Genomic DNA, 24,370 nt, shown 5'->3' with positions numbered 1-24,370 from the left:
GCCCACATTCGGCACCCCGGGTCGCTAGGGCGAATCGACCATACGGGACGCTTCATCCCATGCCCGACCTCACCCCGCTGCTCGCCTTCCGCTGGAGCCCTCGGGCGTTCGACCCGAGCACCGAGCTCAACCCGGAGGAGGCCGCCTCGCTGCTGGAGGCGGCCCGCTGGGCCCCCTCGGCGGGCAACCGCCAACCCTGGCGGTTCGCGCTCGGCCACCGCGACGACGAGACGTGGAAGCGGATCCTGACCTGCCTGCCGGTCGACGACCAGGGCTGGGCGCGGCACGCCTCCGCGCTGTTGGTGGGGGCGCACACGGGCGACGACGAGCGGGCCGCGTACGACCTGGGCCAGGCCGTTGCCCACCTCACCGTGCAGGCCACCGCGCTCGGCCTGCACGTGCACCAGCTCACCCGCTTCGACCGGCCGGGCCTCGCCCTGGAGCTCGACCTTCCCGGCGAGGTCCACCCGCTGGTCGTCGCGGCCGTCGGCCGGATCGGTGACCCGTTCACGCTGCCGGAGGAGCTGCGTCGTCGGGAGGTCGGCCTGCGGCATCGCCACCCCGTCGCGGACCTGCTGCTCGCCTGACTACCCGATCGGGTCACCGCCGCGGCTGGCCCGGAGCAGAACCCTCGCGGCGTCGGTGTTGCGATAGAGGACGTGCCGGCCCTGCCGGGACCGGGAGACCAGACCCGCGGCGTGCAGCGCGCCGAGGTGCTGGGAGACACCTCCGGCGGACATCGCGGTGAGTCGGGCCAGGTCAGTGGTGGTGGTCGCCGTCTCGAGCAGGTGCAGCAGCGCGGCTCGGCCGGGGCCGACCACCCGCGCCAGCGAGTCGCCGGGCGGCGGCGGGGTCGCCTCCCAGAGCGTCCCGACCGCCCGCACCGGGTACGCCCCGGCCGGCAGCGAGTCCTCCAGCAGGTTCCACAGCACCTGCTGCCCGCTGAACACCGTCGGGTTCAGCGCCAGTCCGCGACCGCGGAGGTCGAAGTCCCGTTCGAACGGGTCGTCGCTGACCACCCGGTCGCCGAGCCAGCGCAGGCTCGGGTGGAGCTGTTCGAAGAACCGGCCGGCGCCGTTCTCGGCGAGCTGGGTGGCCCGGTACGCCACGTCGGCGTCGAGCACGGCCCGCATCCGTGGCCAGTCCGGGGCGATCGCCTCGTCGTACCAGACCCGCACCGCGTCGACGAGCTGCGGCAACAGCCCACGCGGGTCGGCGAGGAGCGCCTGCCCGAACGCGTTCAGCGGCCGGCGCGGGGTGGTCGCCAGCAGGTCCTGGACCACCACGGCCGGTGGTGTCGCCGAGATCTGGTCGAGCTGCTCGGCGATCTCCACGTTCGGTCGGGCCGCCGGGGTGAGGAAGTCGGGCAGCCAGCAACCCCGCCGGGCCAACGCCCGCAGCGGTCGGACCCGCTCGGCGACCTCGGGACGGCGCACTGTCACCCGGGCCCGGTCGATCCAGGGCAGGTGCACCGCGTAGCGGACCGGACTGGCCAGCGCCCACATGCTCATGACCGTCTCGTTGATCGGTGACACGGCGAGCCGGACGCCCGCCACGTCGGCCAGGCTGAACCGCAACTCGGACACGCGCCCTCCCCGGGAGCAGGATTCGGCCCAGCCTAAAAGGCTCGACCGATGTCGTGGGGGCCCGGTTCACTTCCCGGCCATGGGGACCAGAGACACCATCCGTACCGCTGTCGCAAACGTCGTACCGCCGGCCGGCTTGACCCGCGCGCTGGCCGTGCAGGCCATGGTCTATGCCGTCGGCAGCGGCCTGTTCCACGCCGGCAGCGCCGTCTTCTTCACCCGGGCGCTGGGGCTCAGCGCCGCCCAGGTCGGGCTGGGCCTGTCCATCGCGGCAGGGGTGTCGCTGCTCGGCACGGTGCCGCTGGGCGGGCTCACCGACCGGTACGGACCGCAGCGGGTCTGGATCATCGGGCTGGTGCTGAACGCGGCGCTCTTCGCGACGTACCCGTTCGTGGGCGGCTTCGCCGGTTTCCTCGCCGTGGTGGTGGCGCTGGCGGCGGTGGACGCGTCGACCGGCGTGGCCCGCCAGGTCTACTCGATCAACGCGCTCCCCCCGGCCGAACGGGTCACGGCGATGGCGTACCAGCGTTCGTCGTTGAACGTCGGGTTCGGGCTGGGCGCGGTGATCAGTGGTGTGGTGCTGGCCGTGGACACGATCGAGGCGTACCGGGGAATGGTCTGGTTCATCGCGACCGTGATCCTGGTGACGGCCCTGTTCGTACGACGACTGCCCCGGCTGCCGCAGGTGACCCGGCCGGTGGAACCGATGGGTCGGCTCGCCGTGCTGCGGGACCGGCCGTTCATGACGGTGTCCCTGCTCTCCGGGCTGCTCACCGCGCACGGAGTGCTCTACCTGACGGTCATGCCGCTCTGGATCCTCACCCACACCGACGCCCCGAAGGCGGTGATCGCCGCTCTGGTGCTGCTCAACACGGTTCTGATCGTGCTGCTCCAGGTGCGCGTCAGCCGGGGCGCCGACACCGCCGCGGGTGCGGCGCGGGCCTCCCGTCGTGGGGGTCTGCTGATCGCCCTGTTCTGTCTGGTCCTGCCGATCTCCGGGGTCACCCGGGGGCTGCTCACCGTGGTGGTGCTGGTGGCTGCCGCGACGCTGCTGATCCTGGCCGAGCTGATCGAGTCGGCGGGCACCTGGGGGCTCACCGCCACCCTGCCGCCGGACGACCAGCGCGGCGCGTACGTGGGGGCGCTGCGGCTCGGCGAGCAGGTGCAGTACCTGATCGCTCCGGCGGGGTTGACCGCGCTCGGGGTGACCACCGGGGGCTGGGGCTGGTTCCCGGCGGCGGCGATCTTCGTGCTGATCGGGCTGGCGATCGTACCCGCGGTGGCCTGGGCGGGACGGACGCCGAGGCTGGGTTCCCCGGCCCCGGAGCCGGCCATGACGCCGGTCCCATAATCCGGACCTACCTTTCCACCCCCGGTTCCATCACGTACGGTGACTTGGTCATGTGGCGGGCGCTTCTTCTCCTTGGCCGCCGCGACGAGGCCTGACCGGCCGGCACCTCGTCGCGGAGTCGCTTCGCGCCGTCCAGCACATCCGAACTTCCCATCGGCACCGCCGGAGCATCGTGGCCCGGCACCAGCCGACACCTTCCGATTGCTGACGCCACCTGTTCAGGAGACCACTCCGTCATGACTGACACCGTCACCGACGTCGAGACCGATCCGTTCGCCCGGCAGCGCCCCAGCGGCATGCCGTTCCAGCGTTACGAGCCCTACCAACGGCAGTTCCGCGTCGACCTGCCGGACCGGACCTGGCCGACCCGGCACGTCGGCGCCGCACCCCGCTGGTGCGCCGTCGACCTGCGCGACGGCAACCAGGCCCTGATCGACCCGATGTCGCCCGAACGCAAGCGGCGGATGTTCCAGCTGCTCGTGCAGATGGGCTACAAGGAGATCGAGGTGGGCTTCCCGTCGGCGAGCCAGACCGACTTCGACTTCGTACGGCAGCTCATCGAGCAGGACCTGATCCCGGACGACGTGACGATCCAGGTGCTCACCCAGTGCCGGGAGCACCTCATCGAGCGGACGTTCGAGTCGCTGCGCGGCGCCAAGCGGGCGATCGTGCACTTCTACAACTCCACCTCGACGCTCCAGCGCCGGGTGGTCTTCGGCCTGGACCGCGACGGCATCACCGACATCGCCACCACCGGCGCCCGGCTGTGCCGCAAGTACGCCGAGATCCACACCCCGGACACCGACATCCACTACGAGTACTCGCCGGAGTCGTACACCGGCACCGAGCTGGAGTACGCGCTGGAGGTCTGCTCCAGGGTGATCGACGTCATCGACCCGACGCCGGACCGCAAACTGATCATCAACCTGCCGGCCACCGTCGAGATGGCCACCCCGAACGTCTACGCGGACTCCATCGAGTGGATGCACCGCCACCTGCCCCGCCGGGACAGCCTGGTGCTCAGCCTGCACCCGCACAACGACCGCGGCACCGGCGTGGCCGCCGCCGAGCTGGGCCTGCTGGCCGGCGCGGACCGGATCGAGGGCTGCCTCTTCGGCAACGGTGAGCGCACGGGCAACGTCGACCTGGTCACCCTCGGGCTGAACCTCTTCGCCCAGGGCATCGACCCGATGATCGACTTCTCGCGGATCGACGAGGTCAAGCGGACCGTCGAGTACTGCAACCAGCTGCCGGTGCACGAGCGCCACCCGTACGCGGGCGACCTCGTCTACACCGCCTTCTCCGGCTCGCACCAGGACGCCATCAAGAAGGGCTTCGACGCCCTCACGGCGGACGCCGCGGCGGCCGGAACCCCCGTCGACGAGCACCCCTGGGCGGTGCCCTACCTGCCGATCGACCCGAAGGACCTGGGCCGCACCTACGAGGCGGTCATCCGGGTCAACTCGCAGTCCGGCAAGGGCGGCGTCGCGTACATCATGAAGACCGAGCACCAGCTCGACCTGCCGCGCCGGCTCCAGATCGAGTTCTCCGGAGTGGTCCAGCAGGTCACCGACCACGGCGGCGGCGAGGTCGAGCCGGCCGCCATGTGGGAGATCTTCGCCCGCAACTACCTGGTGGACCACCAGCCCGAGCCGGCGGTCACGCTGGCCGGCTACACGATCGGCACCGCCGACGGCAAGGTAGAGATCGAGGCCCGGGCCGGCGTCGACGGCGAGCACCGGACGCTCACCGCCGTCGGGAACGGCCCGATCGACGCGTACGTCAATGCGCTGCACTCGGTGGGCGTGGGCGTACGAGTCCTCGACTACCACGAGCACGCGCTCTCCTCCGGCGGGGACGCGCAGGCCGCCGCGTACGTGGAGTGCGAGGTCGACGGCGGAACCGTCTGGGGTGTCGGCGTCGACGCGAACATCGTCACCGCTTCGATCAAGGCGGTGACCAGCGCGGTGAACCGCGCCCGCCGCTGACACCGGGCAGGGGCCTCCGTCCGCCGGAGGCCCCTGCGCCTCAGCTCTTCGCCGGCGGGGTCGAGACCGGGAGCGTGGGGCAGGGCTGGGAGGGTGGCGCCTCCCGCGGCGGGCGGTGGATCAGCAGGAGGGCCAGCACCGAGCCGGCCAGCAGCAGACCCGCACACCAGAGCAGCGCGCCGCGGAACGCGTCGGCCAGGGCGGCGTGCTGCTCGTACCCCTCGCCGGAGAGCCCGACCAGCAGCGGCAGCGCGGCCACCGCGAGCAGGCCGCCGGCCCGGGCCGCGGCGTTGTTGAACCCGCTGGCCACGCCCGCGAACCGGTCCGCCGCCGCGGCCAGCACGGACGCGGTGAGCGGCGCCACGACCAGGGTCAGCCCGGCGCCGAAGAGCAGCACTCCGGGCAGCACGTCCGTCCAGTACGACGCGCCGGGGCTGACCCGCCGCAACAGCAGCAGCCCGGCCGCGGCCACCACCGGACCCACGGTCAGCGGCAGCCGAGGCCCGATCCGGGCCGCGAGCGCCCCCGCCCGGGCCGAGCCCACCAGCATCAGCAGGGTCCACGGCAGCAGCGCGACCCCGGTGAGCAGCGCCGACCAGCCGAGCACGTTCTGCAGGTAGACGGCGAAGAAGAAGGTGAAGCCGCTGAGCGCGGCGTAGACGACCACCGTGAAGATGTTCAGCACCGAGAAGAGCCGGCGGCCGAAGAGCCCGGTGGGCAGCATCGCGGCCTCGCCCCGGTGCCGTTCCAGCAGCACGAACGCCACTCCCGCAACCAGCCCGAGCAGCGCCGAACCCCACACCGGCGGCGCGCCGAAGCCACGGTCGGGCGCGTCGATCAGCGCGTACGTGACCCCGCCCAGGGCCAGCGCCCCGAGCAGGGCGCCGGCCACGTCGAACCGCCGGTGCCGGTCGCCCTCGACGCGGGTCCGCGACGCGTCCTCGTCGCGGCTCTCCGGCACCCAGCGCAGCGTGGCCAGCACCACGAGGACCGCGAGCGGCAGGTTCAGGAAGAAGATCCATCGCCAGGAGAGCGCGTCGATCAACCAGCCGCCGATGAACGGGCCGATCGCCGTGGAGACGCCGGAGAGCCCCGACCAGGCGCCGATCGCCCGGCCCCGGTCGTCCGGGTGGAAGCTGGCCTGGAGCACCGAGAGTGAGCCGGGGGTGAGCAGGGCGCCGCCGGCGCCCTGGAGGAACCGGGCGCCGATCAGCCAGCCGGTTCCCTGCGCCAGGCCGCAGAGCATGGACGCGGCGGTGAACCAGACCACCCCGAGCAGGAAGATCCGGCGTCGGCCGAACCGGTCCCCGAGCGACCCGCCGAGCAGCACGAACGCGGCGAGCATCAGCATGTAGCCGTTGACGGTCCACTGGAGGTCGGCCACGGTGGCGTGCAGGTCGGAGCCGAGCCGGGGCAGCGCCACGTTGACCACGGTGCTGTCGAGGAAGACGATTCCGGAGGCGAGGACCGTGGCGAGCAGGGTCCCGCGACCAGCGGCGGTACCTATCCGCAGGGCAGGTGAGGGTTGAGACACGGGTACCCATCATCCACTCACCATCTGTGAGACGCCACGAAACGCCGAAACCGTGCTTGGGTACTGTGCGGGATCGCCGGAAGCCCGCAAGCTGGAGAGGTGTCGTCTGTGCGTACCAGATCAGGACCGCGCGCGGCCGCGGCGGCCGTGCTCGCCGCGACGCTGACGCTCGGCGTGACCGGCTGCATGCCCGTGGACGAGCCGGAGGCCGCGCCGAGCAGCACCGGCGGCAACGCGGCGGAGATGCTCGGCCAGCTCACCGTCGCCAGCGCCGGCTCGATGAAGGGCTACAGCCGGGCGCGGTTCCCGCACTGGCGGGACACCGGCACGAACTGCGACGTACGCGACACCGTGCTGAAGCGTGACGGGGAGAACATCAAGCTCTCCGGCTGCAACGTGGTCGGCGGCCGGTGGGAGAGCGCCTACGACGGCCGGACCTTCACCGACCCCTCCGACGTCGACATCGACCACGTCGTCCCGCTGGCCAACGCGTGGCGCTCGGGCGCGGACGAGTGGGACGACACCGATCGCGGCGACTTCGCCAACGACACCAGCCGTCCGCAGCTCATCGCGGTCTCCGCATCCTCCAACCGGTCGAAGGGCGACCAGGACCCGGCCCAGTGGAAACCGGCGAACCGGTCGTACTGGTGCCAGTACGCCGAAGACTGGGTAACCGTCAAGCACCACTGGCGGTTGACGGTGACCAGCGCCGAGAAGACCGCCCTGACCGACATGCTGGAGGGCTGTGCATGAGTGCGCGCGGGGGAACCGGGCCGGAGCCGACGACGGCCGGCATGAACGCGGACGGCGACGCCGGAGCGCCGGGGACGGTGCCCGGTGCCGGCATGAACGCCGACGGGCCGGCGGCCGCCACCACGGCGGTGCCCGGCGCCGGAATGCAGGCGGACGCGGAGAGCGGCGTCCCCGCGGCGGGTGCCGGCACCTCCGTCGCGGGTGCCCCGCAGAGCCGGAGCACCGATATCGTGGCCGGTCCGGGTGGGGTGATGACCGACGAGGTCGGCGTCGTCACCGGCGAGCTGACCCTGCGGACCGAGTACACCGACGGGCAGGTCGCCCTCACGGTGCAGTACAAGGACGCCGACGAGTGGTACGCGGTCACCGGCGGTCGGGCCGCCCTGCCGGATCCGGCCGGACTGGACGCGGTGCACGGCATCGCCGTCGGCCTGCTCGACCGCCCGGAGGGCTGAGCGCTTCCGGCAGGTCAAGCCGTCCCGCCCGGAGGGCTGAGCGCTCCCGGCAGGTCTCCGGGCCATCCCGCTCGGCTGAACGCTCCCGGCAGGTTGCAAGGCCGTCCCGGCCCGCGCACCGGGGCTCGGACGCCGGATGCCGCAGAGGCATCGAGCTGCCTCTGCGGCATCACGTTCCGCCGGTGGCGGCCGGCGGCGCGACCACCGGCCGGGCGGTCAGAGCGTCGGGATCAGTTCGCCCGGGTCACCGGGGGCCGCCCCGTCGGCCGGCCGGACCAGCTCCGGCTCCACCTCGTGCGGCCGGATCCGTCCGGCGGCGATCTCCTCGGCGAAGTGGCAGGCCACCCGGTGGCCCGAGGTCACCTCGCGCAGCGCCGGCCGTTCGTCGCCGCAGCGGGTCGGCTGCGCCCAGGGGCAGCGGGTGTGGAAGCGGCAGCCGGCCGGCGGGTTCGACGGCGAAGGCAGGTCGCCGGCGAGCAGGATCCGCTCGCGGCGATCCTCCACCACCGGGTCCGGCACCGGCACCGCCGACATCAGCGCCCGGGTGTACGGGTGCATCGGCTCGCGGTAGAGATCCTCGCTGGAGGCCTCCTCGACCAGCCCGCCCAGGTACATCACCCCGACGATGTCCGCGACGTGCCGGACCACCGCCAGGTCGTGCGCGATGATCAGATACGTGAGGCCCCGCTCGGCCTGCAGGTCCTTGAGCAGGTTGAGCACCTGTGCCTGGATCGACACGTCGAGCGCGGAGACCGGCTCGTCGGCGACGATCAGGTCCGGGTCGAGCACCAGCGCCCGGGCGATCCCGATCCGCTGACGCTGGCCGCCGGAGAACTCGTGCGGGTACTTCGTGAGCGCCGAGGCGGGCAGGCCGACCGCCTCCAGCGCCTCGCGCAGCCGCCGGCTCGTCTCCGCCTTGTCGTTCGCCAGCCCGTGCGCCTTGAGACCCTCCACCAGCAACGACTCCACGGACTGGCGCGGGTCCAGGCTGGAGAGCGGGTCCTGGAAGATCATCTGCATCCGCCGTCGGGCCCGGCGCATCGTCTCGCCCTTGAGCGCGCGGACGTCCGTGCCGTCGAAGACGATCTCGCCGTCCGTCGGCTCGACCAGCCGCAGCAGGCCCCGGCCGAGCGTCGACTTGCCGCAGCCCGACTCGCCGACGAGCCCATACGTCTCACCCGCGTTGATGGAGAGCGAGACGCCGTCCACCGCGTAGACGTAGCCGACGGTGCGGTCGAAGACCACGCCGCTCTTGATCGGGAAGTGGACCTTCACGTCACGCAGTTCGACCAGTGGTCCGGTCCGCTCGGTCACGGTACCGCCACCTCCTCGGAAACGGGGTTGTTGCAGCGCAGGTCGCCGCCGGTGGCGGTGGGTTCGAGCGGGGGCGGTCCTTCGAGGCACGCGTCGACAACGTTGTCGCAGCGCGGCGCGAAGGCGCAGCCCTCCCCCCACGGGATGTTGTCGGCCACCGAGCCGCGGATCGCGTGCAGCCGCTCGCCGCGGATCGAGTCGAGCCGGGGCACGGAGTTGAGCAGCCCGTGCGTGTACGGGTGCCGGGGCTGCGCGAACAGCTCGTGCCGCCGGGCCCGCTCCACCACCTTGCCGCCGTAGAGCACGTTGACCGTGTCGCAGAGGCCGGCCACCACACCCAGATCGTGAGTGATCATGATGAGCGCGGTCCCGGTGTCGTCCACCAACTGCTTGAGCAGCGTCAGGATCTGCGCCTGGATGGTCACGTCCAGCGCGGTGGTCGGCTCGTCGGCGATCAGCAGCCGCGGCTTGCAGGCCAGCGCGATGGCGATCAGCGCCCGCTGGCGCATACCGCCGGAGATCTGGTGCGGGTACTCCTTGAGCCGCCGGTCCGGGTCGGGGATGCCGACCGCGTCCAGCAGCTCGCGTGCCTCGCGCAGCGCCTGCTTGCGGTCGCGCCCCTGGTGCCGTTCGAGGACCTCGGCGACCTGGACGCCGATCGGGATGACCGGGTTCAGCGAGGAGAGCGGGTCCTGGAAGATCATGCCGATGTCCCGGCCGCGCCGGTCCCGCATGTCGTCGCGCCGCAACTTCAGCAGGTCGGTGCCGTCGAAGAGCACCTCCCCGTCGACCTTGTTGCCGCGCTTGGGGAGCAGACCCATGATCGCCAGGCTGGTCACGCTCTTGCCGCAGCCCGACTCGCCGACCAGGCCGACGGTCTGCCCCGGCTCCACCGTGAAGCTGACCTTGTCGACCGCCGTGAACGGCTGCTCGCCGCGCCGCTGGAACACGACGCTCAGATCTCGTACGTCGAGCAGGCTCATCGGGTCACTTCCTCACCGTGCTGGTCCGTTCCTCGCGGCCGCCGTCGGCCGACGCTGTCGTCTCGCATCGTCGTCACCGCCGGTTCTTCGGGTCGATGGCCTCACGCATCGCCTCACCGAGCAGGGTGAAGCCGAGCGCGACGACGATGATCGCCAGCGCCGGGTAGTAGGCCAGTTCGGGGCGTACCTCGAAGTAGCGGACGCCGGCGTCGCCGAGCATCGCGCCCCACTCGGCCCGGTCCCGGTCCGGGTCGCCGAGGCCGAGGAAGGAGAGCGACGCGGCCTCGATGATCGCGACGGAGAGCGTCAGCGTGGCCTGCACGATCACCGCCGTCATGGCGTTGGGGAGCATGTGGCGCAGGACGATGCTGCGCTGCTTCACGCCGAGCGCCCGGGCGGCCAACACGTGGTCGCTCTCCCGCTGGGCGAGCATCGATCCGCGCAGCAGCCGAGCGAAGATCGGCACGTTGACGATGGCCACCGCCATGATGACCGTCCACTGGCTCGACCGGCTGGCGAGGGCGACCAGCGTGATCGCCAGCAGCAGGGCGGGCAGGGCCAGCATCACGTCGGTGACCCGCATGAGGATGTTGTCCACCCAGCCGCCGAAGGCGCCGGCGATCGCGCCGAACAGCACACCGATGGCGAGCCCGATGAGGGTGGCGAGGACGCCCACGAAGAGCGTCTGCCGGCTGCCGTAGATCAGCCGGGAGAGCAGGTCCCGGCCCAGCTCGTCGGAGCCGAGCGGGAATCCGTCGGTGGGTCCGGGGATGTTGTCGGCCGCGAGCTTGCTGGTCAACTCGTCGAAGCGCTGCACCGGGTCGTGCGGGGCGATGAGCGGCGCGAAGATCGCCACGAGCACGAAGAGCCCGATGATGGTGGCGCCGACGATCGCGGCGGGGTTCCGCCGCAGCCGGCGCAGCGCGTCCCGGAAGAGGCTGACGCCGCCCTTGCCGGAGCTGGCGCGGGCCAGCTCCTCCAGGCGCGCCTTCTTGCGGTCGCCGAGCCGGTTGAGGTTCCCGCCGCCCGGACGCTCGTCCTTGCGCCGGGGAGCCGGGGTACCTGCCTGCGTGGTGGGTTCGGTCATCGCACACGCACCCTCGGGTCGATGAAGGCGTAGGAGAGGTCGACCAGCAGGTTGACCACCACGAAGACAAACGCGGCCAGCAGGATCAGTGCCTGGAGCACGGGGTAGTCACGGCTGCCGGTGATCGAGTCGGTGATCAGGGTGCCGAGGCCGCCCCAGTTGTAGACCTTCTCGGTGAGGACCGCGCCGGAGAGCAGCGCGCCGGTCTGCAGACCGATGGTCGTGACCACCGGCAGCAGCGCGTTGCGCAGGATGTGTCGCTTCCGGATGGTGCGGTGCCGAAGGCCCTTGGCCTCGGCGGTGCGTACGTAGTCCTCGTTGAGCACGTCGAGCACGCTCGCCCGGGTCATCCGGACGATGACCGCCAGCGGGATGGTGGCGAGGGTGAGTGCCGGCAGGATCAGATGCCAGAGCGCGTCCGCCGCCGCGTCGAACTCCCGGGTGAGCAGTCCGTCGAGGACGAAGAAGCCGGTGATGTTGGTGTTGTCCAGCCCGATGCCGACCCGACCGGACGGGGGGAACCAGTGGATGTTCTGGGTGAAGACGTCCTTGAGCAGGTAGCCCAGGAAGAAGATCGGGATCGAGATGCCGAGCAGCGTGCCCACCACGGTCAGGTGGTCGAGCGACCGGCCGCGCCAGCGGGCCGCGAGGTAGCCGAGCGGGATGCCGAGGCCGACCGCGATGACCATCGCGGCAAGGGCCAGCTCGAAGGTGGCGGGGAAGGCCCGGCCGATCACCTCGATGACGGGATCGCCGGTGCGGATCGAGTTGCCGAAGTCCCCGGTCAGGATCCGCTGCATGAACTTGCCGTACTGCACGTGGATCGGCTGGTCGTAGCCGAGCGCCTTCGTCAGCAGGGCGCGGGTCTCAGGGGTGGCCCGCTCACCGAGCAGCGCGTCGACCGGGCCGCCGGGCAGGTTCCGCAGCCAGATGAAGATCAGCGCCGACAGCGCTATCAGCGTCACCACCAGCTGTAGCAGGCGGCGGACTATGACTCGCAACATCTCTCACACACCAGACTCTCGATGGTCGCGGAATCGGCCCGGGCGGGGGAAACCCCCAACCCGGGCCGATTCCGCCTACGGCGTCAGCCGATCGGCGTCACTGCTTGACGCTGACGGTGTTGAACCGCTCGTCGGTCAGCGGGCTCGCCACCATGCCCTCGACGTCCTTGGTGACGACGATGGCCGGCGGGGCGTGCCAGACCGGAACGGCCGGCAGCCACTTGCTGGCGATGTCCCGGTTGACCTGCTCCCAGGCGGCCTTCTTGGCCGCCTCGTCGACGGTGCCGTCGGCCTTGGTGATGGCCTCGAACATCTCGGTCATCGCCTGGTCGCCGAACTCCGCCTTGGCCCGGCCGAAGAACGTCCCGACGAAGTTGCCCGGGTCGTTGTAGTCACCGGTCCAGCCGAGGATGTGCAGGTCGTGCTTGCCGAACGTCTGCACGTCGTCCTTGAAGCCACCGTTCCACGGACGCGGCACACCGTTCACCTTGATGCCGACGGCCTGCAGGTCGTTGGCGAGGATGGTGAAGATCTCCTGCGGGTTCGGCATGTACGGCCGGGTGACGTCCGGCGGGTAGTAGAAGTTCAGCGTCAGGTTCTCGGCGCCGGCCTCCTTGAGCAGCTGCTTGGCCTTCTCCGGGTCGTACGCGTACTTCTGCACGTCCGGGGCGTAGCCGAGCACGGTGTCCGGCAGGAACTCGTCGGCGACCTTCGAGCCACCCGGGCCCTTGGTCTGCACCAGCTGCTGACGGTTGAGCGCGTAGGCGATCGCCTGGCGCACCCGCAGGTCCTTCAGCTTCGGGTTCTTCTGGTTGATGCCCAGGTAGAGGATGTTGAAGGCCGGGCGGTCGATGACCTGGAAGCCCTCGTCGGCGAGCGCCTTGCGGTCGGCGGGGGCCGGGAAGTCGATGCCGTGGACGGTACCGGCCCGCAGCTCCTGCTTGCGGGTGTTCTCGTCCTTGATGATCTTGATGATCAGCTTGTCGACCTTGGCCTTGTCACCCCAGTAGTCCGGGTTCTTGTTCAGGGTGATCTCACCCTTGGCCTTGTCCCAGCCGCCGAAGGTGAACGGACCGGTGCCCACCGGGTGCTCGTTGGCGAACGCGCTGTACGCGAACGAGTCACCGTTCTGCGTGACCGTGTCGGCGTCGTACTTCTTCAGCGCCTCGGGGCTCGCGATCGAGAGCGAGGTCAGCGCGAAGGCGCCGGGGAAGGCACCCTTGTACCGGTTCAAGGTCAGGACGGCGGTGCCGTCGTCCTTGGCCTCGCACTTGTTGTAGATCGACTCGCCGGCACCCTCGGCCTCGTTCTTGGCGAACCCGCCGAAGGTGTCCATGTAGTAGATCATGTTCGCCTGGGCCGCGGCGCCCTTCATGTTGTACCAGCGGTCGAAGTTGTAGCAGACCGCTGCCGCGTTGAGCGGCGTACCGTCGTGGAACTTCACGCCCTGGCGCAGCTTGAAGGTCCAGACCTTGCCGGACGCGTCGTGCTCCCAGCTCTCGGCCAGGCCGCCCGTCAGCTCCGCGGTGCCCGGCTTGTGGGTGACCAGGGTGTCGAACATCTGCCGGATTACCCGGAACGACTCCCCGTCGTCGTTGAAGCTCGGATCGAAGTTCTTCGGGTCACCGGCACCCGCGAAGATGAAGGTGCCGCCGGTCTTGGCCTCTCCGCTGTCGCCGTCACGCTCACTCTCCGCGCACCCGGCGGCCCCTACCGCCAGGGCGGTGACGGCCGCGATCGCGACGGCCGTTCTAAGCCTTCTCGCCTGCATCTCTCACCTCTGTCATGCGCCTGACCACACGAAGTCGTGGCTCGGTCCGTGTGCGGGAGGCTATGACAGGTCAACCAGGAAGTGGAACGCCCGTGAGGTAATCGCTATCAAGCCGACACCTTCTGACACCCGAAGGCCCGCCAGAGGTTGAGGGCGACACATGCCTGACTACGGAGATAAGCGATTTGTCGACTGTGCAAGGCATCGAGACGTACGCCCGCCGGGGCGTACGGCGGCAGTCCCTGAGTTGCGGCTCAGACGGCGCGGCGACCCTCGAAGGCACGACCGAGCGTGATCTCGTCGGCGTACTCCAGGTCGCCACCGACCGGCAGACCGCTCGCGAGCCGGGTGACGGCGATCCCCATCGGCTTCACCATCAGCGCCAGATAGGTGGCGGTCGCCTCACCCTCCGTGTTCGGGTCGGTGGCGAGGATCAGCTCGCGGACCGCACCGGTGCCGAGCCGGGTCATCAGCTCGCGGATGCGCAGATTGTCCGGCCCGACCCCCTCCAGCGGATTGATGGCCCCGCCGAGCACGTGGTAGCGACCGCGGAACTCACCGGTCCGCTCGATCGCCACCACGTCCTTCGGCTCCTCGACCACGCAGATCACCTCGTCGGCGCGGCGCGGGTCGCGGCAGATCCGGCACTGCTCGGACTCGGCGACGTTGTAGCAGCTGGTGCAGAAGCGCACCAGCTCCTTGACCTTGCGCAGGGCGCCGGCCAGCCGGTTGACGTCGGCCGGGTCGGCGGAGAGGACGTGGAAGGCGATCCGCTGGGCGCTCTTCGGGCCCACGCCCGGCAGCCGGCCCAGCTCGTCGATCAGGTCCTGGATGGCGCCTTCATACATCTGCGGCTCAGAAACCCGGCAGGCCGAGGCCGCCCATGCCGCCGGCGACCGGGCCCATCTTCCGCTCGGTCAGCTCCCGGGCCGCCTCGGCGGCGTTGTGCAGGGCCGCGACGACCAGATCCTCCAGGGTCTCCACGTCCTCCGGGTCGACCGCCTTCGGGTCGATCTTGATGCTCTTGACCTCGCCGGTGCCGGCGACGGTCGCGGTGACCAGCCCACCGCCGGCGGTGCCGGTCAGCTCGGCCTCGGCGAGTTCGGCCTGCGCCTGGGCGATCTGCTGCTGCATCTTCTGCGCCTGCTTCAGCATCTGCTGCATGTTCGGCTGTCCACCTGGGCGCACGATGGCTCCTTCTCGCACTCGTCTGCTGGGCCGTCGCTCAGCCTATCCGCTGGGTCCGACCGATCCGCTCTCCGGTACGTCCACCCGCGTCGCTCAGCGGGCGTCCACCTCGTTGATCTTTTCGGCGCCGAAGGCCTCGCGGAGCAGCCGTACCGCCTGCTCCTCGCTCGACTCCCGGGCCGTCTTCTCGTCCATCACGTCGTCCAACGGCTCGTCGCCGGGGTCGAACCCGTCGTAGACCGGAGTCGCCGGGGCCGCCTGCGGTCGCCCGTCGCCGGGTCGGACCGGCCCGTCGTACTCCGGGTCGTACGGCGGTTCGCCCGCCCAGTCGTTGTCCGCGGTGGGCCGGGCCGGCTGGGCGGTACGCGGACCACGGCCCGCGGCGGCCGCTCGCGCCGCGGCGATGGCGCTGCTCACCGGCGCGCCGTTGCCGTTCTGCGCGACCGGCTGCCGTGGTGCGGCCGAACCGCCGGTGTTCGCCGGGGCGGCGCTGCGGGTGGCCGGGGCGCTCGCGGTGGCACCGCCCGGGGAGGTCGCCGAGCCGGAGACCTCCGCCGAGCCGGGCGCGGCCGCGCGCTGTCCGGGCCGGCCGCCGTCGACGGGGCCCGGCTGATCAGCCGCGAGGGCGCCACCCGGGCGGGCCGGCTCGGGCCAGTCGTCCCCCGCGTCCCCGGCCGGAGCGGAGCCGCCGGCCGCGACGGGGGCAGCCCCGCCGGGGCGAGCCGGCTCCGGCCAGTCCTCCTCGTCGTCGCCCCCGGCCGCGCCGTCCACGGCCGGACCGGGCGCACCGCCGCCGGCCCGGCCGGCAGCCGAGCCGGTCACGCCATGGGCGGCGGGCACCGGGCCGGGAGCGGGAGCCGGGTCGGGGGCGGGAGCCGGGGCGGGGGCGGGGGCGGGAGCCGGGGCGGCCGAACGCGGCGGGCCGGAGAGCGTGACCCCACCCCGCTCGCCGGCCACCTCGCAGCGGATCTGCCAGCGCCCACCCAGCTCCTCGTAGAGGGCGTCGGTGAGCACCGCGGCGTGGTCGGACATCATCCGGGCCAGCACACCGGACTTCACCGTGAGCACCAGCGTGTCGCCGTCAAGCTCCCGCACCACGGCGTCCCGCATCAGCGCGGCGATCCGCTTGTTCGTCCGGTTGACCTTGCCGACCACGTCCGGCCAGACCCGCCGCACGGCGACCGCGTCGAGGGCGCCGGGCGTCTCCGCCCCGGGTCGGGGCGGCTCCGGGGTGACCGGGTCGGGCAGCACCGCCGAAGGCGACACGACCCGCCGGGGCGCGTCGTCCGCGCGGGCGGTCGCCGCGGGCTGAGCGGTCGGGCCGGCCTCGGCGGGAGAGTGTGGGCGGGGCGCGCCGGCAGCCGGGACGTGCTCCGCGGCGGGGGCCGGTGCGGGGGTGGCGGCAGCCGCCGTGGCGGGGTCGGCCGGTGCCGCGGCGGCAGCCGCGGGCGGGGCGGAAGGCGTCGGGCGTACGGCCGGGGCCGGGGCCGGGGCCGGGGCGACCGGCGCGGAGCCGGCGGCGTCGGCACCGCCCAGGGTGAGCCGGCGCTCCATGCGTTCGAGGCGTTGGAGCAGGCCGGCGGTCGAGTCGTCGGCGCCGGGAAGCAGCATCCGGGCGCAGATCAGCTCCAGCAGCAGCCGGGGCGCGGTGGCGCCGCGCATCTCCACCAGGCCGTTGTGCACGATGTCGGCGCAGCGGGACAGGGTGCCCGGCCCGAGCTGCTGGGCCTGCGCGGTCATCCGCTCGATCTGGTCGGCCGGGCCGTCGATGAGGCCCTTCGCGACGGCGTCGGGCACCTGCTGGAGCACGATCAGGTCGCGCAGCCGTTCCAACAGGTCGGAGGCGAACCGGCGGGGATCGTGCCCGGCCTCGGCCACCTGGTCGACGGTGGCGTACGCGGCCGCGCCGTCCCCGGCGGCGAGGGCGTCACACATCTCGTCGATCAGCGCCGAGTCGGTGACACCGAGCAGCGCGGCGGCCTGGGCGTAGGTGACCCCCTCCGCGCCGGCGCCCGCGATGAGCTGGTCGAGCACCGAGAGACTGTCCCGGGCGCTGCCGCCGCCGGCTCGCACCACCAGCGGAAAGACCGCCGGCTCGACGGAGATGCCCTCGGCCTCGGTGAGCTGCTCAAGGTACGGCCGGAGCACCTTCGGTGGCATGAGTCGGAACGGATAGTGGTGGGTCCGCGACTTGATCGTGCCGAGGACCTTCTCCGGCTCGGTGGTGGCGAAGATGAACTTGACGTACTCCGGCGGCTCCTCGACCAGCTTGAGCAGGGCGTTGAAGCCGGCCGACGAGACCATGTGCGCCTCGTCGATGACGTAGATCTTGAAGCGGCTGCGGGCCGGCGCGAAGACCGCCTTCTCCCGCAGTTCGCGGGCGTCGTCGACGCCACCGTGGCTGGCCGCGTCGATCTCGATGACGTCGATCGAGCCGGCGCCGTCGTTCGCCAGCGAGCGGCAGGACTCACACTGCCCGCACGGCTCCGGGGTGGGGCCCTGCTCGCAGTTGAGCGAGCGGGCGAGGATCCGGGCGCTGGAGGTCTTGCCGCAGCCGCGGGGGCCGGAGAAGAGGTAGGCGTGGTTGAGCCGCCCGCTCCGCAGCGCCTGCGACAACGGCTCGGTGACGTGCTCCTGGCCGATGACCTCGGCGAACGTACGCGGCCGGTACTTGCGGTAGAGCGCCAGTGCCACCCGTCCCGCCTCCTCTCGACCGAGCCATTCTGCGCCGGTACGCGCCGGGTGACCACCCACCCCGCCGCTGACGTACGCCCAAGCACTCGATCAACTGCTTGATCGACTCGACTTCACGGATGTCGGGCCATCAGCGCGCCGGGGACACCCCGACTTCACTGAAGCCGAGTCGATCAGGGGGCCCGAGACAGAAAGGCCTCCCGTGCACCCGGCAGAGCTCGCTTATCCTTGCTGCCTTCCGGCCCTGGGGAGGTTCACGAGATACCGCCGCACGGGAGGTGGCCCAAGCCTACCCGACCCGGCGTCGATCTTCAGGGGGTGGTGGGGTGGGCGATCCGACGGAGACCTGTATCCTGATCCGCGGAGGATTCGCCTAGAGGCCTAGGGCGCACGCTTGGAAAGCGTGTTGGGTTTACACCCTCACGAGTTCGAATCTCGTATCCTCCGCTCTCCTGAGCAGCAAGAACGACAGGGTCGGCCCCACGGGGACCGGCCCTTCGTCGTACCCGGGGTCACTCCCGCCCCGACCGGGATCAGGGGCCGGTGGAATGGCGCCCCGCACGGCCACCCGGCGATACTGGCGGCGTGGGGGAACCGGCGCGAAGAACCGTCGTACACATGTTCTATCCACAGGCTGTGGATCGCGGAGTGGAGAGGTGAGTTACCAGCTCAGTGCGGTGATCGCGGACGTCGAGCTGCTGCGCGAGCAGACCGCCGAGCTGGATCACGCGGTCCTCGGCGAGCTGCGGCAGGACTTCGCACTGCTGCCGGTCACGCCGCAGCTGGTCGAGGAGCTGACCGGCGCGCTACCGAACTACTCGCTCGAGGAACGTGCCGACGAGCACCCGTTCGACCTGGTCCTCGGCCCGGCCCTGACCGCGACGCTGGCCGGCTGGTCGAGGCGGGGCCCGGTGGCGTACGTCGAGGCGGAGTTCTTCGGCGGGCTCGGATACCAGTCGGCGGCGGTCTGGCTCGGCGGGACGCTGCACTGGGGGCCGCGCGTCGACACCACCCTCGACGGCCCGCGCGAGGGCTGGCCGATCAACAGCGCCCTCGTCGAGCTGGGCGTCGAGCCGGGATCCTGGATCGACGCGTTCGCGGAGCTGGGGCTGCACCTGGAGCGGAACACCGCCGGCTGGTTGGCCCATGGCCGGCGGCGGTTGAGCGCGGACTACTGGGACGAGCTCGCCGAGCAGTGGGAAGAGGAGCAATCCGGGCGTTGAGAGCAACCTAGCCGCGTCCCGGGCGTTAGGGACCCCGGGGGAAAACTATGAGATTGCGCCAATTTGCCCTTATTGCTGGGCTGCTGACGGCTGCCGTCATCTCGGGAAGTCCGCCGAACACGTCACCCGTGAGTCCACAACGGATCATTCCGGCCGGCGAGGTCCTCGACCTCAACGGCCTGCGCGACATCGAGTTCGGCGACAGCGAGGACGAGCTGACCCGACGCGGCATCCTGCGTACGGATGTGCGGGGTTGCGGGCAGACGCTGGCCGGACACGCCGCGATCAGCCCCGTCTTCGTCGACGACCGGCTGGTGCTGCTCTGGCTCGCCGATTCGACGCAGACCACGGAGGGCGTCGGCGTCGGCAGCCCACTTCGGCAGGTCCGGGTCCGCTACCCCGAACTGACGCCACTGCACCCTCCACAAGGGACGTACCGTCTCGATGGGCTGCTCGCCCGCGACGGTGACCGCGCCTACCTCTTCCTGCACGACGGCCGGACCGTGCGGAAGGTCATCGCGGGGTACGCGGACTGGGCCGAACGCCTCTTCTCCGAGGGTCACGGCCCCTGCTGAAACGACGCGGTCGCAGCGCGGCGGCGCGGCGCGCGCCCGATCGGCCGTCGGCGGCCGGGACATCACGTTCGTCCAGCTCTGTTACTACTCGATCGCGCGGGTCAGCTGGACGGCGGTCGCGGCCGTGATGAACGCCAGCGTGCTGATCGTTCGGGTCGTCGCGCTCGCCCAGCCGCTCCCACGGGCGGCCCTTCGTCACCGTCGAACGCGACCGCCCTGGTCCTCGTGAATAGGTCAGCGACAACCAGCACAAAAGCGGAACGCCCGGCCGGTCCTCACAGACCGACCGGGCGTTCTCGCATGTTACGAGCGGTGGCGGCGGGATTTGAACCCGCGGAGGGCGTAAACCCTCACACGCTTTCGAGGCGTGCTCCTTAGGCCACTCGGACACGCCACCGCCGAGTAGGCTACAGGACCGCGGCTTCCGGTGCCGAACCGGTATGGCTCCGCGCGGCCTGGCAGGATCCTTGCCATGAGTACGCACATCGGCGCGAAGCCGGGAGAGATCGCCGAGCGGGTCCTGATGCCGGGTGACCCGCTGCGGGCCAAGTGGATCGCGGAGACCTACCTCGAGGACGCCCAGTGCTACTCGACCGTCCGGGGGATGCTGGGCTTCACCGGCCGCTGGAAGGGCGTGGACGTCTCGATCCAGGGCTCCGGCATGGGTATGCCCTCCGCCTCGATCTACGCCCACGAACTGATCAACGAGTACGGCGTGAAGTCGCTGATCCGGGTCGGCTCGTGCGGGGCGCTGCGGGAGGACCTGAAGCTGCGGGACGTGATCGCGGCGATCGGCTCGTCCACCGACTCGAACATGAACCGGATGCGCTTCGACGGGTTGATCGACTACGCGCCGGTGGCGGACTTCGGGCTGCTGCGTACGGCCGTCGAGGTGGCCGAGCGGCAGGGCATCACCATGCACGTCGGGCCGATCCTGGCCGCCGACGCGTTCTACACCGACCGGCCTGACCTCTACGACACGCTCGCCGACTACGGCGTGCTGGCCGTGGAGATGGAGTCCGCGGCGCTCTACACGATCGCGGCCCGGTTCAAGGCGCGGGCGTTGACGGTGCTGACGGTCAGCGACCACATCAAGACCGGCGAGAAGACCACCTCCGCCGAGCGTGAGCAGACCTTCAGCCAGATGGTCGAGATCGCGCTGGACACGATCATCAGCTGAGTCCCGTCGTACGTCGCCGCCCCGCCGATCTGAACGGATCGGCGGGGCGGTTCGTCTGAGACGCGGCGCGGAACGGGGTGGCCGGTCAGGCGAGCGCCTCGGTCGGGGCGAGCCGGGCGGCCCGGACGGCCGGGTAGAGACCGGCGAACCCGCCGATCAGCAGGGTCGCGCCGACCCCGCCGGCCATCGCCCAGAGCGGCACCGCCGTGGGCCACTGCCGCCAGAGGGCGTACCCGGCGGTGACCAGGATGCCGAGCAGCACGCCGCCCGTACCGCCCAGCGCGGAGAGCAGCAGCGACTCGGCCAGGAACTGGGCACGGACCTGCCCCCGGGTGGCGCCCAGCGACCGTCGCAGCCCGATCTCGGCCCGCCGTTCCAGCACCGAGATGACCATCGTGTTGGCCACCCCGACCCCGCCGACCAGCAGCGCCACCGCGCCGAGGCCGAGCAGCAGCCCGGTGAACGCCTCGTCGGTGGCCGCCGCGGCGGCGAGCGCATCGGACGGACGAGACACCTGCACCTCCTCCGGTGCCCCCGGGTTCGCGGTCGCGCCGAGTACCGCCCGCACCGCCTCCACCGAGCTCTCCCGGGAGCGGGTGTAGACCGTGGTCGGGTGCCCGTCGAAGCCGAGGTACGTCTCGGCCGCCGGCCAGCCGACCAGCGCCGAGCTGTCCAGCTCCGGCGCGAGCGGCGCGGGGGCGAGGATGCCCACCAGGGTGAACCAGCTACCGCCGAGGTACACCTGCACCTGCGGTCCGGCCGCGCCGAAGCCGAGCCGCCGGGCCGCCGCGTCGCCGAGCACCACCGTCGGGTAGCGCTCGGTCGCCGCGTTCAGCCAGCTGCCGCTGCGTACGGTCGCACCGACCGTGGCGGGCAGGCCGAGCTGGGCGGCCCGGACGGCGATCCCACCCGTCTCGCCGGACGGGATTCGGTCGCTGCGGTAGACGGCGGCGTCTGGCATCTGTGCGGTCGCGGCGACGTCGGTGACCGGGCCGATCCGGCCGATCATCGCCACCGAATCCACCGGCAGCTCGGCCTGGTCACCGAAGATCGTGTTGCCGGGCGCGACGGTGAGCAGGTTGGTGCCGAGCCGGTCGAGGGTCCGGTCCAGGTCGGCGCGGGACGACGACGAGATGCCGACCACGGCGACCATCGCCGCGATACCGATCGCGATGCCCAGCGCGGAGAGGAACGCCCGCAGCGGGCGGGTGCGCAGCCCCACGCCGCCGACCCGCAGCACGTCGCCCGGCCCGAGCCGGGCCGGGGTGAGACGGGGCCGGATGTCCATCGCCATCAGCGCGCCCCCTCCCCGTTCGGCGCCACCGGGTCGGCCACCACCCGGCCGTCGCGCATTCCCACCTCGCGGGGGAGCCCGGCGGCGATCTCCCGGTCGTGAGTGATCACCACGACCGTGGTGCCCGCCGTGTGCAGGTCGCGCAGGAGCGCGAGCACGCCGGCGCCGGCCACCGAGTCGAGGTTGCCGGTCGGCTCGTCGGCGAGCAGCACGGCGGGCTCCCCGACCACCGCCCGGGCCACCGCCACCCGCTGCCGTTCACCGCCGGAGAGCTCGTGCGGGTGGTGGGTCAGCCGGTGGCCCAGCCCGACCCGGTCCAGCGTGGCCGCCGCGCGCCGCCGCCGCTCCCGGCGCGGCACCCCGGCGTAGAGCAGCCCGTCGGCCACGTTGTCCAGCACCGGCGTACCGGCGGCCAGGTGGAACTGTTGGAAGACGAAACCGATCCGGCGGGCCCGCAGCGCGGAGAGCTGCCGATCCGGCAGGGCCGCCACGTCGTGGCCGTCGATCCGGACCCGGCCGGTGGAGGGCCGGTCGAGGGTGCCGATCAGGTGCAGCATCGTCGACTTGCCCGAACCGGACGGGCCGACGATCGCCACCAGTTCGCCGTACCCGATGCGCAGCGAGACGTCGCGCAGCGCGGTCACCCCGCCCGGGTACGTCCGGCTCACCCGCTCCAGCACCACCGCGTCACCGGTCATGCCGGCGTTCCCACGGTCATGCCCTCGGCGAGGTCGGGCCCGTTCACCTCGACCCGACCGGCCGCGAAGAGGCCGGTGGTGACCGCGACGATCCGGCTCCGCTCCCCCTCGACCACCTCCACGCCGTACCCGCCCTCGGCCAGGGCGAGCAGCGCGCCCACCGGCACGGTGAGCACGTCCGGACGCTCCTCGGCGGTGAAGGTGACCTCCACGCTCGCCTGGTCGTACCCGGCGAGCTTCGCCGGCTCGGCGACCGAGACGGTGACCTCGATCTTCGTCTCGGCCTCGGCGGCCTGCCCGGTGGCGCCGCCCGAGCCGGCGTCGACGACCGTCTGGGCGGACTCGATCCGGCCGCTGAGCGGACCGCCGTCGGGCAGGGCGACCCCGACGGCGGCCCCCTTCTTTGCCAGCCGCTGGTCGTCCATGTCCAGCTCGACGGTGACCAGCCGGCTGGTGCCGGTGTACGTGAGCACGCCCTGGCCGGGCTGCGTCACGGCGCCGACCGCGGCCTGGTGGCTCTCCACCCGCACCTCTCCCTCGGCGTAGCGGACGCGACCCGGCTCCACCCGGCCGGTCTCGGGCAGCCCGAGCTTCTCCTGCCATTCGCGGACGGCGTCGGCGGTGCTGCCGGTGTACTCGTCGTCGACGGTGAATCCGGTCTGCCCGAGCGCCCGCAGGTTCCGTTCGAACTGCTCGACGTCCGCCCCCTGCACCCCCGGTTCGAGCAGCCGGTATGCGGGCAGCGCCCCGTAGAGGAGCACCACCGGCTCGTCGTCCACCGCGTACAGCCGGCCGCCCCGCTTGACCATCGTGCCGGTCTCCGGCAACGCGGTGATCGTCCCGCTGAGCCGGGCGTCGGCGACGTACGCGGTGCCGTAGCCGAGCTCCCCGTTCACGGTCTGCACGTCGGTCAGGGTCTGACGGGTGACGGTGGCGGTGGCCGGCGGAACGGTTCCGGCGGCCGCCGTACCCCGGTCGGTGCCGGCGAAGCCCACTGCGGCCACGACGCCGGCGGAGGCTGCGACCGCGACGGCGGCGGTGAGCGCGACGGTACGGAGCCGGAGGCGACGTGCGCTCACCTGGCGGCTCCGGGCCGCTTCGGCGCGTGCTGCCGGCACTTCTCCATCGCGGCCTTCACCTCGGGTCCCTTGACGTTCAGCTCGTCGAGGCGCAGCCGGAGCCCGCCGTCCGGCTGCGGGTCGGGGAACTCGGGTACGCCGTTGGCCCGCATGCAGGCGGCGAGCTTGCGGGCCTGTTCGAGCTGGGCCGGGTCGAGTTTGAGCTTCTCCCCGCCGTTGGGCAGGTACTGGCGGCACTTCTCCATGGCCGCCTGCACCTTCGCCGGGTCGGTGCCCTTGCCGAACCGGAGCCGCAGCCCGCTGCCGGCCTCCGGGTCGGGCATCTCGACCCCGTTCTCCCGCATGCATTCGGTGAACTTCAACCGTCGCTCGTCGTCGCTGAGCTGGGCCACCGGGGCGGCGGACGGCTGGGCCGCCCCGGTTCCGCCGCCGGCGGTCGCCACCGCCGGCTCCTGGCCCGACCCGCCGCAGCCCGCCATGCCCAGGGCGAGCAGCAGCGGCAGCGCGAGCAGTCCTCGTCGCATCACACGCTTCCTCTCCTCGGCCCGGCACTCCGCCCGGCCTCTGCCGCCAGTGCACGGCATCTGGCGTATCCCGGGCGTAACCGCAGATG

The 24,370-nt window shown here is 71.9% G+C and carries 22 protein-coding genes, 2 tRNA genes and 1 other RNA gene; 9 read left to right on the top strand and 16 right to left on the bottom strand.

Going from position 1 to position 24,370, the window contains the following annotated elements; translation table 11 throughout:
- The first annotated feature begins 59 nt into the window (after window positions 1-59).
- Entirely contained in the window at window positions 60-587 is a 528-nt protein-coding gene (locus tag D7147_RS20175; RefSeq protein WP_120680009.1) for a nitroreductase family protein, read from the top strand.
- Here the strand turns inward: D7147_RS20175 and D7147_RS20170 are convergent, their stop codons facing one another.
- Window positions 588-1,586: an ArsR/SmtB family transcription factor gene (locus tag D7147_RS20170; protein WP_120680007.1), complete on the bottom strand. Its 999-nt coding sequence runs from the start codon at window positions 1,584-1,586 to the stop codon at window positions 588-590.
- 79 nt (window positions 1,587-1,665) lie between these two features.
- On the opposite strand from D7147_RS20170, the gene D7147_RS20165 reads away from it, so the two are divergent.
- Window positions 1,666-2,937, top strand: coding sequence for an MFS transporter (locus tag D7147_RS20165; protein ID WP_158609368.1), 1,272 nt, complete (start codon window positions 1,666-1,668; stop codon window positions 2,935-2,937).
- 236 nt (window positions 2,938-3,173) lie between these two features.
- Window positions 3,174-4,925 (top strand): 2-isopropylmalate synthase, encoded by a 1,752-nt coding sequence (gene leuA, locus D7147_RS20160; protein ID WP_120680004.1) that lies wholly within the window; start codon window positions 3,174-3,176, stop codon window positions 4,923-4,925.
- 40 nt (window positions 4,926-4,965) lie between these two features.
- Here the strand turns inward: leuA and D7147_RS20155 are convergent, their stop codons facing one another.
- Window positions 4,966-6,459: an MFS transporter gene (locus D7147_RS20155; protein ID WP_120680002.1), complete on the bottom strand. Its 1,494-nt coding sequence runs from the start codon at window positions 6,457-6,459 to the stop codon at window positions 4,966-4,968.
- A gap of 108 nt (window positions 6,460-6,567) precedes the next feature.
- Between D7147_RS20155 and D7147_RS20150 the strand changes: the two genes are divergently transcribed.
- The gene (locus tag D7147_RS20150; RefSeq protein ID WP_120680000.1) at window positions 6,568-7,212 is read left to right on the top strand and encodes an HNH endonuclease family protein; all 645 of its coding nucleotides are present in this window, start codon (window positions 6,568-6,570) and stop codon (window positions 7,210-7,212) included.
- A complete protein-coding gene (locus tag D7147_RS20145) occupies window positions 7,209-7,667 on the top strand; it encodes a hypothetical protein (protein ID WP_407663371.1) in 459 nt (152 codons plus the stop codon). Before D7147_RS20150 ends, D7147_RS20145 begins: the two co-directional genes overlap by 4 nt.
- 216 nt (window positions 7,668-7,883) lie before the next feature.
- Here D7147_RS20145 and D7147_RS20140 read toward each other — a convergent pair whose 3' ends face one another.
- From D7147_RS20140 to ffs, 9 genes are all read right to left on the bottom strand, one after another.
- On the bottom strand, window positions 7,884-8,981 hold the full coding sequence (locus tag D7147_RS20140) for an ABC transporter ATP-binding protein (RefSeq protein WP_120679998.1): 1,098 nt from the start codon (window positions 8,979-8,981) through the stop codon (window positions 7,884-7,886).
- On the bottom strand, window positions 8,978-9,964 hold the full coding sequence (locus tag D7147_RS20135) for an ABC transporter ATP-binding protein (RefSeq protein ID WP_120679996.1): 987 nt from the start codon (window positions 9,962-9,964) through the stop codon (window positions 8,978-8,980). Before D7147_RS20135 ends, D7147_RS20140 begins: the two co-directional genes overlap by 4 nt.
- Window positions 9,965-10,037: 73 nt before the next feature.
- Window positions 10,038-11,051, bottom strand: a complete 1,014-nt coding sequence (locus D7147_RS20130) for an ABC transporter permease (protein WP_120679994.1) — start codon at window positions 11,049-11,051, stop codon at window positions 10,038-10,040.
- Complete coding sequence (locus D7147_RS20125; protein WP_120679992.1) at window positions 11,048-12,055, bottom strand: ABC transporter permease; 1,008 nt, start codon at window positions 12,053-12,055, stop codon at window positions 11,048-11,050. Before D7147_RS20125 ends, D7147_RS20130 begins: the two co-directional genes overlap by 4 nt.
- A 97-nt stretch (window positions 12,056-12,152) precedes the next feature.
- Entirely contained in the window at window positions 12,153-13,826 is a 1,674-nt protein-coding gene (locus tag D7147_RS20120; protein ID WP_120679990.1) for an ABC transporter substrate-binding protein, read from the bottom strand.
- Between the two features lie 254 nt (window positions 13,827-14,080).
- On the bottom strand, window positions 14,081-14,674 hold the full coding sequence (gene recR / locus D7147_RS20115; RefSeq protein ID WP_120679988.1) for a recombination mediator RecR: 594 nt from the start codon (window positions 14,672-14,674) through the stop codon (window positions 14,081-14,083).
- A gap of 7 nt (window positions 14,675-14,681) precedes the next feature.
- On the bottom strand, window positions 14,682-14,990 hold the full coding sequence (locus D7147_RS20110) for a YbaB/EbfC family nucleoid-associated protein (RefSeq protein ID WP_233563284.1): 309 nt from the start codon (window positions 14,988-14,990) through the stop codon (window positions 14,682-14,684).
- 117 nt (window positions 14,991-15,107) lie between these two features.
- Entirely contained in the window at window positions 15,108-17,708 is a 2,601-nt protein-coding gene (locus D7147_RS20105) for a DNA polymerase III subunit gamma and tau (protein ID WP_120679984.1), read from the bottom strand.
- Window positions 17,709-17,899: 191 nt separating this feature from the next.
- Window positions 17,900-17,989: signal recognition particle sRNA small type (gene ffs / locus D7147_RS20100), an RNA gene on the bottom strand.
- A gap of 81 nt (window positions 17,990-18,070) precedes the next feature.
- Here ffs and D7147_RS20095 point away from each other — a divergent pair.
- From D7147_RS20095 to D7147_RS20085, 3 genes are all read left to right on the top strand, one after another.
- A tRNA-Ser gene (locus tag D7147_RS20095) sits at window positions 18,071-18,155 on the top strand.
- Between the two features lie 209 nt (window positions 18,156-18,364).
- Window positions 18,365-18,931, top strand: coding sequence for a hypothetical protein (locus D7147_RS20090; protein WP_120679982.1), 567 nt, complete (start codon window positions 18,365-18,367; stop codon window positions 18,929-18,931).
- 83 nt (window positions 18,932-19,014) lie between these two features.
- Window positions 19,015-19,506 (top strand): hypothetical protein, encoded by a 492-nt coding sequence (locus D7147_RS20085; RefSeq protein ID WP_407663381.1) that lies wholly within the window; start codon window positions 19,015-19,017, stop codon window positions 19,504-19,506.
- A gap of 310 nt (window positions 19,507-19,816) precedes the next feature.
- Here D7147_RS20085 and D7147_RS20080 read toward each other — a convergent pair.
- Window positions 19,817-19,903: transfer RNA gene (locus D7147_RS20080), tRNA-Ser, on the bottom strand.
- Between the two features lie 75 nt (window positions 19,904-19,978).
- Here D7147_RS20080 and deoD point away from each other — a divergent pair.
- Entirely contained in the window at window positions 19,979-20,686 is a 708-nt protein-coding gene (gene deoD / locus D7147_RS20075; RefSeq protein ID WP_120679978.1) for a purine-nucleoside phosphorylase, read from the top strand.
- An 85-nt stretch (window positions 20,687-20,771) separates the two neighbouring features.
- Here the strand turns inward: deoD and D7147_RS20070 are convergent, their stop codons facing one another.
- Genes D7147_RS20070 through D7147_RS20055 form a run of 4 tightly spaced genes read right to left on the bottom strand, consistent with a single transcriptional unit; the run spans window position 20,772 to window position 24,281 of the window.
- A complete protein-coding gene (locus D7147_RS20070; RefSeq protein ID WP_120679976.1) occupies window positions 20,772-21,980 on the bottom strand; it encodes an ABC transporter permease in 1,209 nt (402 codons plus the stop codon).
- Window positions 21,980-22,678 (bottom strand): ABC transporter ATP-binding protein, encoded by a 699-nt coding sequence (locus D7147_RS20065; RefSeq protein ID WP_120679974.1) that lies wholly within the window; start codon window positions 22,676-22,678, stop codon window positions 21,980-21,982. The genes D7147_RS20070 and D7147_RS20065 overlap by 1 nt, the downstream gene beginning before the upstream one ends.
- Complete coding sequence (locus tag D7147_RS20060; RefSeq protein ID WP_199734213.1) at window positions 22,675-23,757, bottom strand: peptidoglycan-binding protein; 1,083 nt, start codon at window positions 23,755-23,757, stop codon at window positions 22,675-22,677. Before D7147_RS20060 ends, D7147_RS20065 begins: the two co-directional genes overlap by 4 nt.
- On the bottom strand, window positions 23,754-24,281 hold the full coding sequence (locus D7147_RS20055; RefSeq protein WP_120679970.1) for a hypothetical protein: 528 nt from the start codon (window positions 24,279-24,281) through the stop codon (window positions 23,754-23,756). The genes D7147_RS20060 and D7147_RS20055 overlap by 4 nt, the downstream gene beginning before the upstream one ends.
- Window positions 24,282-24,370 lie beyond the last annotated feature (89 nt).

This window comes from Micromonospora musae (assembly GCF_003626545.1).
In the GTDB taxonomy this organism is placed as follows: Bacteria; Actinomycetota; Actinomycetes; order Mycobacteriales; family Micromonosporaceae; genus Micromonospora; species Micromonospora musae.
Note: the sequence above shows the minus strand (reverse complement) of the source record. Positions and strands in the feature narration are given on the sequence as shown.